The 15,582-nt window shown below is 43.1% G+C and carries 10 protein-coding genes, 1 tRNA gene and 2 pseudogenes; 7 read left to right on the top strand and 6 right to left on the bottom strand.

The features are described from left to right. Positions 1-133: 133 nt before the first annotated feature. Positions 134-1,418, top strand: a pseudogene (locus tag ACN222_RS00920) (DHH family phosphoesterase). A gap of 508 nt (positions 1,419-1,926) precedes the next feature. Here the strand turns inward: ACN222_RS00920 and ACN222_RS00915 are convergent. Further along, a complete protein-coding gene (locus ACN222_RS00915) occupies positions 1,927-2,109 on the bottom strand; it encodes a hypothetical protein (RefSeq protein WP_044520514.1) in 183 nt (60 codons plus the stop codon). Between the two features lie 128 nt (positions 2,110-2,237). Here ACN222_RS00915 and ACN222_RS00910 point away from each other — a divergent pair, with 128 nt between their 5' ends. Next, positions 2,238-4,385 carry a hybrid sensor histidine kinase/response regulator gene (locus ACN222_RS00910; RefSeq protein WP_010994359.1) on the top strand — a complete coding sequence of 716 codons (2,148 nt, stop codon included), beginning with the start codon at positions 2,238-2,240 and terminating at the stop codon, positions 4,383-4,385. On the opposite strand, the gene ACN222_RS00905 is transcribed toward ACN222_RS00910, so the two are convergent. The 3 genes and pseudogenes from ACN222_RS00905 to ACN222_RS00895 all read right to left on the bottom strand — a co-directional run. Then, positions 4,365-5,795 (bottom strand): MlaD family protein, encoded by a 1,431-nt coding sequence (locus tag ACN222_RS00905; RefSeq protein WP_010994358.1) that lies wholly within the window; start codon positions 5,793-5,795, stop codon positions 4,365-4,367. The genes ACN222_RS00910 and ACN222_RS00905 overlap by 21 nt on opposite strands. 73 nt (positions 5,796-5,868) lie before the next feature. Continuing rightward, a complete protein-coding gene (locus tag ACN222_RS00900) occupies positions 5,869-6,651 on the bottom strand; it encodes an ABC transporter ATP-binding protein (protein WP_010994357.1) in 783 nt (260 codons plus the stop codon). An 84-nt stretch (positions 6,652-6,735) separates the two neighbouring features. Then, positions 6,736-6,975 (bottom strand): annotated as a pseudogene (locus tag ACN222_RS00895) (Uma2 family endonuclease); the annotation flags it as partial. A gap of 468 nt (positions 6,976-7,443) precedes the next feature. Here ACN222_RS00895 and ACN222_RS00890 point away from each other — a divergent pair. The 3 genes from ACN222_RS00890 to ACN222_RS00880 all read left to right on the top strand — a co-directional run bounded on the left by ACN222_RS00890 (position 7,444) and on the right by ACN222_RS00880 (position 11,709). Then, entirely contained in the window at positions 7,444-9,183 is a 1,740-nt protein-coding gene (locus tag ACN222_RS00890; RefSeq protein ID WP_010994355.1) for a diflavin flavoprotein, read from the top strand. A 280-nt stretch (positions 9,184-9,463) separates the two neighbouring features. Further along, positions 9,464-11,176, top strand: coding sequence for a diflavin flavoprotein (locus ACN222_RS00885; protein WP_010994354.1), 1,713 nt, complete (start codon positions 9,464-9,466; stop codon positions 11,174-11,176). A 269-nt stretch (positions 11,177-11,445) separates the two neighbouring features. Then, entirely contained in the window at positions 11,446-11,709 is a 264-nt protein-coding gene (locus ACN222_RS00880; RefSeq protein WP_010994353.1) for a hypothetical protein, read from the top strand. A gap of 33 nt (positions 11,710-11,742) precedes the next feature. Here ACN222_RS00880 and ACN222_RS00875 read toward each other — a convergent pair whose 3' ends face one another. Together ACN222_RS00875 and ACN222_RS00870 are read right to left on the bottom strand one after the other, a co-directional pair. Next, a complete protein-coding gene (locus ACN222_RS00875) occupies positions 11,743-12,525 on the bottom strand; it encodes a TrmH family RNA methyltransferase (RefSeq protein WP_044520512.1) in 783 nt (260 codons plus the stop codon). Positions 12,526-12,579: 54 nt separating this feature from the next. Beyond that, positions 12,580-12,661: transfer RNA gene (locus ACN222_RS00870), tRNA-Leu, on the bottom strand. Positions 12,662-13,116: 455 nt separating this feature from the next. Between ACN222_RS00870 and murA the strand changes: the two genes are divergently transcribed. Both murA and ACN222_RS00860 read left to right on the top strand, forming a co-directional pair. Further along, the gene (murA, locus tag ACN222_RS00865) at positions 13,117-14,460 is read left to right on the top strand and encodes a UDP-N-acetylglucosamine 1-carboxyvinyltransferase (protein ID WP_010994351.1); all 1,344 of its coding nucleotides are present in this window, start codon (positions 13,117-13,119) and stop codon (positions 14,458-14,460) included. Between the two features lie 183 nt (positions 14,461-14,643). Continuing rightward, a complete protein-coding gene (locus ACN222_RS00860; protein ID WP_010994350.1) occupies positions 14,644-15,519 on the top strand; it encodes a M48 family metallopeptidase in 876 nt (291 codons plus the stop codon). Positions 15,520-15,582 lie beyond the last annotated feature (63 nt).

The following is a 15,582-nucleotide window of genomic DNA, read 5'->3' as shown; positions in this document are numbered from 1 at the left end:
AATATACCGAGATATGTATCCCCATATTGCTAAATTTTTGCGAAGATCAGAATGTGGGGTCAAATCAGTCAATTGCTGATGGCAATATCTCTGAACAAATAAATGGAGCCTCACATTTACAAAAACTTTGTTTATGCAATTGAATTCTTCATTTAAGCCGTCTGAGAGTTTTTCGTTGACTAAAGAGCCAAATTCAGAAGAACCTGAAGTAGACAAAGAAGCAGAAGTGACAATAACTAGACCATCTTTGCCAGCATCGACAGGTGAAGGAGTAGGTATTTATATAGGGCAACGAAACAATTCTCTTGCCTTTCAAAAGTCAGAAGAATTGCAAAAGACTCTATTATCACACCGACATGAGCGTCAGTTGATAATACTGCAAGACTTCCCAGACCCCGATGCCCTTTCTTGCGCGTGGACTTACCAATTAATTGCCCAGCAATATGATATCAAGTGTGAAATTATTTATGCCGGGACTTTAAGCCACCAAGAAAATATTGCCCTAGTGAAACTTACGGGTTTACCAGCCCAGCGTTGGACACCACAAACTATCAAGGGCAAAGACTTATCCTGTTATCAAGGTTTTATTTTAATTGATAACCAAGGGACAACCAGTCAGTTACTCACATCTGTTCAGCAGGCAGGTATCCCTCTAGTTGCAGTGATTGATCACCACAGCTTACAGACAGAACTGAAAGCTGATTTTGTGGACGTTCGTCCTTACGTACGAGCTACGGCAACAATTTTTACCCAGTATCTCCAGGCTGGTCTGTTAGGTTTAGATAGCAGCATTAGTCAGCACGTTAAATGTGCGACTGCCTTGATGCACGGCTTGCGATCGGATACAAATCGACTCATGCAAGCCCAAGAAGAAGACTTTATGGCAGCTGCCTATCTCAGTCGATTTTATGATGTTCAACTGCTAAATGCCATCCTTCAGGCTAACCGTTCCAAACGGGTGATGGATGTGATCGAGCGAGTCGCTCAAAAATCGTATTGTCCAAAATAACTTTTCCATTGCTGGTGTGGGTTATTTGCGGTACGACGACCGCGATGCTATTCCCCAAGCTGCTGATTTTCTGGTAACAGAAGAAAACGTCCACACTGCCGTAGTTTACGGCATTGTTCACGATGAAGATGATGAGCTAGAAGTAGTCATTGGTTCGTTGAGAACGACTAAACTGACCCTAGACCCCGATGAATTTATCAAAGAAGCCTTTGGTCAGGATAGTACAGGTAGATTTTTCGGTGGTGGGAGGACAGGGGCTGGCGGCTTTGAAATTCCTATGGGTTTCTTGTCTGGGGGTAACGAAAACTCTGCCTACGCCAGAATGAAATGGGAAGTATTCGATGCTCAAATTAAGCAAAAGCTACTGAGATTAGTTAATCCTAAAGATAACCCAATTCAATCAGAATGAGCCTAGCATTTAAGGAATAGGAAACGATGGTAATTGATAATTGGTAATAAAAATTACCTAATTAGCGATTACCGTTCCGATTTATCTGGGGATGCTACGGGTTTGTATAGTGTCTAGGAGAGAAAGAAAAAGCTCAGTATCAATTAATACTATTCAGCTCAGGCTAAAACGAACGTGAGTTCCATTCCCCGAAAGATGTATTTTCAATTCAATAATAGTAGTAAAACCCTATACCCGTAAATTCTTGCACCCTCTCTCAACAGATAACCTTTGTGCGTAAGTTCTGAAATATTTATGCCATTCTTAGAGCGATCGCCAATTAATTAAAATTAAGAACTGCTATTGTTATGACATTACCCTGCAAAATTGGCTAGAGTTAGAATCTAGTTCAGGATTGAGGTGTGCTAAAAGTTTACTGTTATCAAAATACATTGGTCTATATTTAAAGCCATAGCTTGCCTATAACCATATACGTTACCAAGAAAATTACTTTGAGTATATATAGGACTCATACTTTATTTTTGAAATATGCGTAGGGGAGCCACTGCGTTGGTGAAGCAGTACGGTCTTGGGGTTTCCCCAAGTGGAGTAACTGCTGAAAGGGTTTCCCGGCTTGGAGCAAGTGGCGTTGGGCAATGCCCACCGGCTCATGGTTTTGGTAGGCAATGCCCACTCTACAGATACTGAGCATTTTATGCGTAAGCGCAGGCTACGCCAACAGAAATCAAATCGGATTCCTATATTAAAAAAATTACATTTGAAACCAGATTTTTTAACTATTGAGTAAATTAGAAAAACCAGGTATCTATTTCAAGTAATATGTCAGAATTGTGGACTTATTTTTTTAATTCAACACCATTCATTCCACATGGTCATTGCTATTTATGGCAAACGGATTTAGTGTGGCTACACATAATATCTGATGGACTCATTGCACTAGCTTACTATTCTATTCCGGCTACTCTTTTTTACTTTGTTCGGAAACGGCAGGATTTACCTTTTTATTGGATTTTTCTGTTGTTTAGTGGATTTATAGTGGCTTGTGGTACAACCCACATCATGGAAGTTTGGACACTTTGGTATCCTACTTATTGGGTTTCAGGTTTTTTAAAAGCTATTACAGCAATAATATCTGTATTTACAGCATTAACACTAATACCTTTAGTCCCCAAAGCTCTACTACTACCTAGTTCTGCTCAACTAGAAAGAGCAAACAAAGACCTGCAAAATGAGATAGGTGAAAGATTAAAGGTAGAAGCAGAACTGAGAAAATATCAAAATCATTTAGAAGAACTAGTTACTATACGCACCAATGAAATCACTAATGCCAATGAAAAATTACAACAACAAATTAATGAACGTCAGCACATCGTAGAAATTCTCAGAGAAAGTGAAGAACGTTACCGTTATTTAGCTGAAGCAATTCCCCAACTTGTATGGACAGCTGACGCGAATGGTGAATGCGATTATTTTAATCAAAATTGGTGTGATTATACTGGGTTAAACTTAGAGGAATCTTTGGGTTCTGGATGGTTGGCAGCGTTGCATTTAGAAGATTTAGAACGTAGTTATGAAACATGGTCAAAAGCTGTAGAAACTGGTGCATTGTACGAGAATGAATATCGCTTTAAACGTGCTGCTGATGGTTCCTATCGCTGGCTATTAGGGCGAGGCTTACCACTTAAAGACCACCAAGGACGGGTGGTCAAGTGGTTTGGAACTTGTACAGATATTCATGAGCAAAAACAAATTCTGGAAGAACGGGCGCGTCTGTTGGAATTGGAGCAAACTGCCAGAGCCGAAGCAGAAACAGCCAATAGAATTAAAGATGAATTTTTAGCTGTCCTCTCCCATGAGTTACGCACCCCCTTGAACGCGATTCTTGGCTGGTCTAAATTGTTGCAAGAGCGCAAACTCGACCCGACCAGGACATTCCAAGCCCTAGCAACTATTGAACGTAATGCCACATTACAAGTGCAACTCATTGAAGATTTGTTAGACATCTCCAGAATATTGCAAGGCAAACTAGTAATTAATATTACAAAAGTCAATCTAGTAACTGTTATATTAGCTGCTCTAGAAACCATGCGTCTAGCAGCAGAAAGTAAGTTAATTCAGGTATTAACTAACTTTCCACCCAATATAGGGCAAGTGATGGGTGATTCCGCTCGCTTGCAGCAAGTAGTATGGAATCTTCTTTCTAATGCTGTTAAATTCACTCCCAATGGCGGCAAGATAGAAGTTACCTTGGACAAGATGGAAGGCTATGCTCAAATCGTAGTCAGTGATACAGGTAAAGGAATCCAACCAGAATTTTTACCTTATGTGTTTGATTACTTCCGTCAAGCAGATAGTAGTTCTACCAGAAGATTTGGTGGTCTAGGGTTAGGGCTGGCAATTGTCCGTAAAATTGTGGAAATCCACGGTGGTACGGTGACAGCACAAAGTCTTGGTGAAGAACAGGGAGCTAGTTTTACTGTCCGATTACCAATCCTCCCAGAAGAAGATGGGAGTGTGACATACCAACAGCATCGTTCGGCATCATTAGTAACTAATTCGTTACCTCTTGAGGGTATCAAAGTTTTAGTCGTTGATGATGATGCTGATTCACGGGATTTTCTGGCTTTTATTTTAGAACAAGAGGGAGCCGATGTCAGTTTAGCTACTTCAGCGTTAGAAGTATTACAACTGTTGCCAGAAATTAAACCAGATGTTTTGGTGAGTGATATCAGTATGCCAGATATGGACGGCTATACATTAATCAGGCAAATGAGAACTTGGACAGCAGAACAGGGGGGAGCAATTCCGGCGATCGCCTTAACAGCCTTTGCGCGACAATATGATCGAGAACAAGCCCTCCAAGCCGGATTTCAGCTACACCTACCCAAACCCCTCAACGCTGAAGAATTTATCGCCGCCGTTGTTGAATTGGTCAAAAGTCAACACTCAATAGTCAGTTTTCATTAGTTCTTCTCTCTGCTCCCTGCTCCCCTGCTTCTTATCCTCCCCACTCCCCTGTTCTGCATAGTCCCGTAGCTGCTGCAATAATTTTTCCTGAGATGATACTTGCGGCTGATTATTCGCAATTGTCACAGCATTAGATGATGGGTGAGTAGCAAGAGAGGGAATTGTAATATTAGGTTTGTCGGCGGCGGCTTTCATCGACTCTAGGGTAGTAGCTAACTTTGCTTGCTGTTCTATTTGGTCTGTAGAGGACACCAAACCACTCAAGCCGTTCACCAATTGCCTGAGATTTTGCCGAAAATTCGGATCACCGGTCAATTCATCTAAATCAGATGTAATTTTTTGGGTATTTTCAAAAGTTAACCTGGCTGAATCTAAAGTCTGTTGCAGCAACACTGCATTTTTCGGATCATTTAAACTTTCAGTTGCATTTCGCAAATTAGCCGAGGCTTGAGCAGCATTTGCAGATAGAGCTTCTAAGTTTTTAATTAACTCTCCTTGAGTTAAGCGATTCAGACTTGGTGATAAATTTGTCACAGTCAAGCGTAGTTGATTGCTAGTTTCTGTAATATTATTCAAAGCGCTGACCAAGCTGGAGCGATTGGTATTTAACAAACTATTCAAATCACTCAATAAACGACTCGCTTGAGTTGCCGTCGTGCCAAATTTATCTGCTGTGATACCGAACTGATTGACGGTTTTAGTGGTAGAAACAGTTAGTTCATTAGTGGCTCGTTGTACAGTATTGGCGGTAGAAGCAAAAGTACCTAACTGTCCTTGAAAACTTTTTGTCAAACCACGAAAATCTTGGGTGAGTGCGGCTACACTGGTGGCGGCTTGGGCTGAGGTTTCCAGGAGTCTATTCACCCTTTGATAAAATTCGGGGTTAGTGTATGTATTAGCAAAGTCAGTACTGCTACGAATCAGCGCATCAACACTTATACCTATTTGCCCCTTTAACCGAGAATTATTACAAATGATAAGGCTGTTATCACAATTCTTGTCTAGAGGTTTAGGGAGAGTTTGCCCAGTGGGTAGTGATGACTTGGGTGTGATATCGATAATACTTTCACTAATCAATCCAGTCTGATTAGCTTCTATCACCACATCGCGGGGAATAATCAGGTTAGATTGAGCAAATTCAATTTCCACTTCTACAGCATTTGGCCCTGGTTGAATTTGAGAAATCCTGCCCACCTTCACGCCACGATAGCGAACTGTTGCACCTCTTTGCATACCCCCTGCATTGGCAAATTCCACCACGGCTTTGTAAGAACTACCAGCAGCCGTATACCTATTCAACCACAACAGAATAACTCCAAACGCCCCTAGTCCCAGCAGAAATAATAACCCTACTGAACCTTCCCTCAAAGTACGTTGCGATGTAAAACGATTGGTGATCAAGTCTCGCATATTTTACCTCTACCCAAAAACTAGCCCTAAGCCACTCAGCACTAACTACCTACGACTAACTACTCAGCATTAACTAACCAACTACCTGAATTGGCCCTTGTACACTTCCACTGACAAACTGATTGATTAATGGATCGTCGGTACTGTCTATATCACTAACTGTGCCTTCCCACGGCACTTGACCCTGATAAAGAAACACCAGTCTATCAGATGTCCGCCGAATCGTACTATCTTGGTGAGTGACGATCGCATAGGTACTACAAACTCCATGGGTACATTGCAAATCACGGATTAAATCTTCTATGACTGTGGAAGCGATGGGGTCTAGTCCAGCTGTGGGTTCATCATAAAGTAAAACCTCTGGCCCTTCTGCGGGATTATCGGGGTTAGACATAATGGCGCGGGCAAAACTTACCCGTTTTCGCATCCCCCCAGAAAGTTCTGATGGGTACAGATGACCGATTCCCCGCAAACCAACCATTTCTAGTTTTTCTGCGACTAATTCTCGGATACGCGATCGCTCTAGCTGGGAATGTTGATAAAGTAAAAATCCCACATTCTCTTCTACAGTCAAAGAATCAAATAATGCTGCTTGCTGAAATACCATACCAATACCCACTGGGTCTTGACCATCCTCAATCAACCCTTCCCTTTTGACTCCTTGCACATAAATTTCCCCAGCATCAGGAGTAATTAAGCCTGCTATTATCCGTAAGATTGTGGATTTACCAGTTCCTGAAGGGCCGATAATCCCTAAAGCTTCACCTCGATAAATCGTCAAATCTACATTATCTAAAACCTGATTGTTACCAAAAGACTTAGAAACGCCTTTCAGTTGAATTAGTGGTTGTGTCATTAGTCATTAGTCATTAGTCATTGGTCATTAGTCCATCGCTTATTAGGTTTATGCAATGCCATGAAAGGCATTCCCACCTTAGCATCGCTCAACACCCAAACTCAAAAAACCATCGGGGACTATGGCTGGTTCATCTGGGTCATAATAAATACCCATATCCACACCAAAAAACCAGTCCATACGCTCAGACCAAGCCATTACTAAGGTAGCCTTGAGTAAACCGGGAATTAAATCTTGTAATTCATTATCCACTGGCGTATCGTCAGAGTCAGGAAGCCCCTCGGATGAGGGTAAGCAAGTATGGCGGTTGTACTGAAATACCATTGCTAAATGCCCAATTTAAATTGGTAATAGTACACAGCTAACTATTATATATTTTTGATACTTCCAGTAGATGATAGCTTGTAATGAGAATATAGGTATTTCAATTTCACAATAACAGTTGAACTTAGTATCATCTTCCCACCTTTTATAAATTTTGGGTTTTCATACTTATGAAGTGAGGAAATCTATGCTTTTTGTTACGGTAATCTTGCCAAGATGAATAAGTTATGTATGATATGTGAGGGATTTTAAATTATGCCAAGAAATATCAATATTTGAAACGTGATACTCTTGTTCTGCTTTAATTATTAGCGTATTTATTGAGTTATAAAATACGCTAATAAATGGCATTATTTGCTACAGGTTGAATTTGCAGAAATATCGTTTTTATTACAACTTTAAAATTCAGTTGAGCGCACAATGGGGGCAGAGAAATAATTACTGTTTATTTGCGCTCGGAGACGAATCATGGTATCGATGTCTACGACCGGCAACGCCCACACAGAAAATGTTCAGCATCGGCTGACTGTAGAAACTGTAGAAATTGCCCCTAACACTACGGCGATTCGCTGTCTAGACTGGGATCGCGATCGCTTCGATATCGAATTCGGACTGCAAAACGGTACGACTTATAATTCATATCTAATTAGAGGCGAACAAACAGTTTTAGTTGATACTTCTCACCAGAAGTTTCGCCAACTGTATTTAGAAACACTAAAAGGTTTAATCAACCCCAAGGCTATTGATTACATTATTGTCAGTCATACAGAACCAGACCATAGCGGTTTGGTGGAAGATGTGCTGCAATTAGCGCCAAGAGCAACTGTTTTGGCTTCTAAGATTGCTTTGCAATTTTTGGAAGGTTTAGTACATGATCCTTTTTCTAAGCGGATTGTCAAAAGTGGCGATCGCATCGATATTGGTAAAGGTCACGAAATTGAGTTTGTCAGTGCGCCTAACTTACATTGGCCTGATACAATTTTTAGCTACGATCGCAAAACCGAAGTTATCTATACTTGTGATGCTTTTGGGATGCACTTCTGCGACAACCGAACTTTTGATGAAGACTTAGAAGCGATTGAAGCTGATTTCAGATTTTACTACGACTGTCTCATGGGGCCAAATGCGCGATCGCTATTGAACGCGATGAAGCGCATGGGTGATTTGGGCAAAATTAAGATAATCGCTAATGGTCACGGGCCTCTGTTATACCATCATTTGGATGTGTTGACTGAGTGTTACCAGAGCTGGAGCCAAAGACAAGCCAAATCGGAAACCACAGTTGGTTTGTTCTACGTCGCCGACTATGGCTATAGCAACTTACTAGTTCAAGCCATCGGCGAGGGTATCCAAAAAACTGGTGTTGCTGTAGAAATGATCGACCTCAGCACAGCAGAAATTCAAGAAATTCAAGAATTGGCAGGTAGGGCAGCTGGTTTAATTATTGGTATGCCTCCCACAACATCAGTAGCAGCTCAAGCTGGTATTAGTTCCCTGTTATCTGTAGTTAAAGATAAGCAAGCAGTCGGCTTGTTTGAATGCTTCGGTGGTGATGACGAACCCGTTGATACCATCCGCCGCAAATTTATCGACTTGGGTGTGAAAGAAGCTTTTCCCGCGATTCGGATTAAAGACGTTCCTGGCGCATCCGCATACCAATTGTGTACAGAAGCGGGTACAGACTTGGGACAATTGCTGACAAGGGAACGCAACATCAAGCAAATCAAGTCCCTCGATGTCAACATGGAAAAGGCATTGGGACGGATTAGCAACGGTCTGTATATTGTCACGACCAAAAAAGGTGATGTTAGCAGCGCCATGTTAGCTTCCTGGGTATCCCAAGCCAGCTTGCAACCATTGGGCTTTACGATTGCCGTCGCAAAAGACCGGGCTATTGATAGTTTAATGCAGGTAGGCGATCGCTTCGTCCTCAATGTCTTGGAAGAAGGCAATTACCAAGAACTGAAAAAACAATTCCTCAAGCGCCTCCACCCCGGTGCAGACCGCTTTGCTGGGGTGAGAACCCAAACCGCCAAAAACGGCTCCCCCATCCTCACGGACGCTCTAGCATACATGGAATGCGAAATTCAAAGCAGCCTAGAATGCAGCGACCACTATATTTTATACTGCACCGTTGAAGACGGTCGCGTTTCTAAACCTGATGGACTGACCGCAGTTCGTCACCGCAAAGTAGGCAACTATTACTAAGAAAGGGGTATAGGGGTGTAGGGGAGCCAGTTGCGTGGGCGGGTCTCCCGACTCGAAGCACACTGGCGTGTGTAGGGGTATAGAAGAGAGTTTCTATACCTAATCCCCAGTCCCCAATCCAAGGCAAAAGTAAAAAGCCAAAATCTTTTACCTTTTTACTTTTTACTTTTTACTTTTTTGTCCCCAACTCCCAATATCTATGAACTTAATCCAATCAATTAAAGACTGGGCAAAATCTACCCGGTTTTTGCAATTTTTTGACAAACCTAAAACAAAATCTATGAGCGATTCCAAGCCCCGTGACGTACAGGTTCTGCCGATTGCTACAAACACGAAAGTTCTGAGAGCGCGTAGTTGGTCACGTTTGCGGTTTGAAATTGAATATGCCTTAGAAAGAGGTACTACCTCTAACTCTTATGTAATTGAAGGTGATAAAACGGCAATTATTGACCCGCCTGTTGAAAGCTTCATGAAAATTTACCTGGAAGCCTTACAACAGACGGTCAATTTGAAAAAATTGGATTACGTCATACTAGGTCATTTCAGCCCTAACCGCATACCGACTTTTAAGGCGCTACTAGAATTGGCTCCGCAGATTACCTTTGTCTGCTCCCTCCCGGCGGCGGGTGATTTACGTGCAGCGTTCCCTGATGACAACTTAAATATTTTACCAATGCGGGGTAAGGAAACCCTGGATTTAGGTAAGGGTCATGTGTTGAAGTTCTTGCCAATTCCTAGCCCTCGGTGGCCGGCTGGACTTTGTACCTACGATGTGCAAACCCAGATTCTCTACACAGATAAGATTTTCGGCGCTCATATCTGTGGCGATGATGTGTTTGATGATAACTGGGAATCTTTCAAAGAAGACCAACGTTATTACTTCAACTGTTTGATGGCTCCCCATGCTATCCATGTGGAAGCAGCATTAGAGAAAATCTCTGATTTACAGGTGCGACTGTATGCTGTCGGTCACGGGCCTCTGGTACGTACCAGTTTAATCGCCCTCACCCAAGCCTATGCAGATTGGAGTAAAGCCCAAAAAGACAGAGAGATTTCTGTTGCCTTACTCTATGCTTCAGCTTACGGTAATACTGCAACTATAGCGCGGGCGATCGCTCTCGGATTAACTAAAGGTGGTGTAGCCGTCAAATCCATCAACTGCGAATTTGCCACCCCGGAAGAAATTCAAACCAACTTAGAACAAGTCGATGGTTTCCTCATCGGTTCCCCTACCATCGGTGGTCATGCACCAACCCCTATTAACACCGCTTTGGGTATTGTCCTCAAGGTTGGTGATAACAACAAACTAGCTGGGGTGTTTGGTTCCTACGGCTGGAGTGGTGAAGCCTTAGACATGATTGAAGGTAAACTACGGGATGCTGGATATCGCTTTGGTTTAGACACCCTGAAGGTGAAATTTAAACCAGACGATGTTACCCTCAAGTTCTGTGAAGAAGTTGGTACAGACTTCGCCCAAACCTTAAAGAAAGCCAAGAAAGTCCGTGTACCCCAACAAGCTGCTACCCCTGTAGAACAAGCTGTTGGTCGCATTGTCGGCTCAGTTTGTGTCATTACCGCCAAACAAGGCGATGTGTCTACAGGAATGCTTGGTTCTTGGGTATCTCAAGCCACCTTCAACCCACCAGGTTTAACTGTCGCCATTGCTAAAGAACGGGCGATTGAATCCCTCATGTATCCCGGTGGTAAGTTTGCCTTAAATATCTTATCCGAAGGCAATCATCTGGAATACATGAAGCATTTCCGCAAAAACTTTGCGCCAGGGGAAGACCGCTTCGCCAACTTCACCACGACAGAAGCAGACAACGGTTGCACAGTCCTCGCTGACGCTTTAGCTTATGTGGAATGCTCGGTTGACCAACGCCTAGAATGTGGCGATCATTGGGTAGTATATGCAACTGTTGACAACGGCAAGTTACTCAAGCCCGATGATGTAACTGCTATTAATCACCGGAAAACTGGCAATCATTATTAACAGTGTAAGGGTGTAGGGGTGTAAGGGTTTTCAATACTAAAGCTCTATACCCATATCTTCCTACCTCACAGATGTAGGTTTTTATTGAACCTCACACCCCCATACCCCTATACCCCCACACCCCTCTCTCAACTAAAGCTACCCGTTTAGTAAATGAGTGTGTAAACTTTATAGAGCAAATAGCTGTAAATATGCCTTAAATGGGCAAAATTATATTTTGTAGAAGCTGCTATTAGATTACAAATTCAAGAAAATTTTTTAGCAAAACTATGGAGCAAAGCCAGCCAGAAAAGCGCCGCCACCTTGAAGAAGAGTTTCAAGCATTTGAAGAAGAGTTTCAAGCATCCCTGGAAGAGTTGGAGAATCTTTTACAGGAAAGCTCAACTGAGGATGAAGAAATAACTGCTACACCTACTGATAATATTGGTGAATTGGCAGCTTTGGACGATGAAACTCATATTGATTTGGCAGCCTTGGAAGATGCGGTTGCTGATATTGAAAATTATTTAGAAGAAATCACAAAGTCCAAATAGTCGCCACCCAACACAGCAACATTAATGTATTACCTATTGCAAGTTTAACTGTCGCTGTACTTCGTACAACATTAAGGCGGATGTAATTGCTACATTCAAAGATTCTACACCAGGACTTAGGGGAATTTTTACTTCCTGGTCTGCCATCGCCGCTAAATCAGGCGACAAGCCAGCGCCTTCATTGCCTAATAAAATTAAGCTGGGTTTGCGCCAGTCTATTTCCCAATAAGTTAACTTAGCGGTGGGTAAGGTGGCTACTACCTGCATTCCTGCTTGCTGGCAAAGCTGCACGGTTGCTTTTAAATCTTCACTAACTGCGGTGGCTAGACGAAACCACTGTCCAGCCGAAGCCCTTAGAACCTTGGGGTTATCTAAATCTACACTATCTTGACTCAGCAATAACCCCGATGCACCAGCCGCCGCCGCCGTGCGAATGATTGTCCCTAAATTACCAGGGTCTTGGATGGTTTCCAAAGCTAGGACTACGCCGGTAAATGGTACTTGGCTTTGCTGTTCGCTGCGCTTCGCCGTTGCCACTACCCCATCTGGTTGTACAGTAGTAGCGATCGCCTGTAATACTTCTTCACTGACTATCTCATAGCGATCGCATCGACTACAAGCATCATCCCACAAAGCTGTATGGTTTGCCTCCCATTCTGGAGTACAACACACCACCTCTAGGGGATAATCCATTGCACAAGCTTCTTCTAACAAGTGCGTCCCTTCCAACAAGAACAGCCCTTGTTTATGCCGTTCTTTGGTAGAGTGCAGCTTGCGGATTTGTTTAACTAATGAATTTTGTAAACTTGTTAACATCGCTAATGCTGAGGTCTGAATATTTAACAACGTCAGCACTCAGCACTGAATTGATGCGGAACCCGGGACTTGAACCCGGAAGCCTTGCGGCACTAGAACCTGAATCTAGCGCGTCTGCCAATTCCGCCAGTTCCGCTTGCGGTGTGCATATCGACAATTTCTTATTATTGCTTAATTATTTAAGCCTGTCAACTTTGCCAGGAAAGATTTTGCAGGCAATCTGTTGAGTCATGATGAATTAATCATCAAAAATTGGGAATTATTCATTATGAATGAATTACTGATGATTCAATTTGCAGTAGTAAGGAAATATGACAAGATTTTATTGAGTATTTATTTTTACATAAAAACAATACTCTGTATTCAGTCATCAATAAATTTAGTTAAAACCTATAAACCTTACTATTACTAACTTTCAGCCATCAGGATAGACCCGAAAAATGATTTATCAGTACAAGCGATAACTACAAAAATGTAGACAAATCAAATCTTTACTGTAGAATCAAAACCAACTTCTAACCTAGAAAATTACGTGTTTATTTTGGAGGTAGGCTTATTAATCCTTCTAGCAGCTTACCAGATGCCAAACTGGTGACAGAAGCAGACTCCTCAGTCTTGCAAATTTGGGGTGGGCATCCCTTACAGGGTCATGTCAAAATTAGCGGGGCAAAAAATTCAGCATTGGTAATCATGGCTGGAGCCTTGCTTTGTTCTGGAGATTGCCGAATTCGTAACGTTCCCTTATTGGCGGACGTGGAGCGAATGGGTGAAGTAATATCGGCATTAGGTGTACGCTTGACACGACAAGCAGACATCATAGACATCAATGCCAGCGAAATTAAGACATCAAAAGCTCCCTATGAGCTAGTTACCCAGTTACGAGCGAGCTTCTTTGCCATTGGAGCCATCTTGGCAAGGCTAGGCGTAGCACAAATGCCATTACCCGGTGGTTGTGCCATTGGAGCCAGACCCGTTGATTTGCACGTCCGAGGACTGCAAGCAATGGGTGCAGAAGTGCAGATTGAACATGGCATTTGTAACGCCTATGTTCCTGGTAGCGGTGGTAGGTTGAAAGGAGCCAAAATTTACCTCGACACTCCCAGCGTGGGAGCGACAGAAACTTTAATGATGGCTGCTACCCTCGCCGATGGCGAAACCATCTTAGAAAACGCTGCGCGAGAACCGGAAGTAGTCGATTTGGCTAATTTCTGTAAGGCAATGGGAGCAAATATTCAGGGTGCTGGCACTAGTACAATTACTATCGTTGGTGTTCCTAAATTACACTCTGTTGACTACAGTATTATTCCTGATCGCATCGAGGCTGGAACCTTCCTCGTTGCTGGAGCTATCACCCGTTCCGAAATTACCCTTTCCTCAGTAGTACCAGAGCATTTAATCCCGTTAATTGCCAAGTTGCGGGATATTGGCGTAACCATCATAGAGGAAAGTCCAGATTGCTTACGCATTCTTCCTGCCGAAATCCTCAAGGCTACAGATATTGATACCTTGCCCCATCCTGGGTTTCCCACGGATATGCAGGCACCATTTATGGCCTTGTTAACTTTGGCAGAAGGCGACAGCATTATTAACGAATCAGTATTTGAAAATCGCTTGCGCCATGCCTCAGAGCTAAATCGCTTAGGGGCAGATATTCGGGTGAAAGGCAACACTGCTTTTGTACGAGGAGTGCCACTTTTATCCGGTGCGCCAGTCATCGGTACCGACTTACGCGCATCAGCCGCGTTAGTCATAGCCGGATTAGCAGCCGAGGGTAAAACAACCATTCAGGGCTTACATCATCTTGATCGGGGCTACGATCAAATTGATGTAAAGTTGCAACAATTGGGAGCTAAAATCCTCCGAGTACGGGAGGAGCCAGCAAATGCCGAAGTAGCCGTTAATAACAATGTGTCGCCAGCATCGATTTCTACTTAGGTAGTGGTGTAAGGGGTTTAAGGGTGTAGGGGTGTAGGGGTGTAGGGGTTTAGGGGTTTAGCGGGTAGTTTTTCTCCTCTGCTCCTCTGCTCCCCTGCTTTTTCACTCCCCAATCCCCAATCTCTAATCGCTATACTAACTGTGGGAGGCTGTTGATACTTTGTTTTACCAACTGGCTATATCATGTCCTTGTTTAAATCTCCGCTCATCGGTTTAAAAGCTGACTCGTTTCGTCATCCACTAGACCTGGAAGCTACTACATCTCTCAAGCAAATACCAGGCTTAGATATGTTGGTACGAAATTTACTAGGGCCAATGGCGGAACAAGTTTTTTATGTGGAAAATATTGCTTCGAGTGTTTTAGTAGGGGAAAAACAACTGCCTGATTTACACAAGCTGTTGTTAGAAGCCTGCAAAATTTTGGATATTGAGCCTCCCCAGTTGTATGTCAGACAGCATCCGGCTCCTAACGCCTACACCTTTGCTATGCGGGGTAAGCAACCTTTTGTGGTGCTGCACACTTCCTTAATTGATATTCTGACCCCAGAGGAAATTCAGGCGGTTATTGCCCATGAATTAGGACATCTCAAGTGTGACCACAGTGTTTATCTGACACCTGTAAATTTATTAGTATTAGCCGCCTCAGCAGTCCCCAATATTGGGGCTTTTATGGCTCAAGCTATCCAGGCACAACTTTTAGAATGGGTACGCTGTGCTGAGTTTACCTGCGATCGCGCCGCATTACTAGCTACCCAAGACCCAAAAGTAGTGATGTCAGTTTTAATGAAGCTCGCTGGAGGTTCCCCCACCCTAGCACCGCAGCTTAATCTGGATGCTTTTATTGACCAGGCTCGTGCTTACGACGATATTAGTAAAAACGAAATGGGGGAAATGGTTAAAGCTGCCCGTACTGCTCAATTAACCCACCCTGTACCAGTCCTTAGAGCCAGAGAAATTGACAGTTGGGCAAGTAGCCAAGAATACCAGTCTTTATTGCAAAATCATGGTCAGAAATACACCAGTGAAGTAGCACCAAAAGGTGGATGGCGCAATTGGTAAGAAGGATTTGGGGATTGGTTAGCCAGCGCGGTATTATCGCGCCTGGCGAACCCTGAAGGAGTT

This window comes from Anabaena sp. FACHB-595, from assembly GCF_048568275.1.
Classification (GTDB): Bacteria; Cyanobacteriota; Cyanobacteriia; order Cyanobacteriales; family Nostocaceae; genus Trichormus.
The sequence above is the reverse complement of the archived record's forward strand: the minus strand, read 5'-3'. Positions and strand labels throughout refer to the sequence as shown.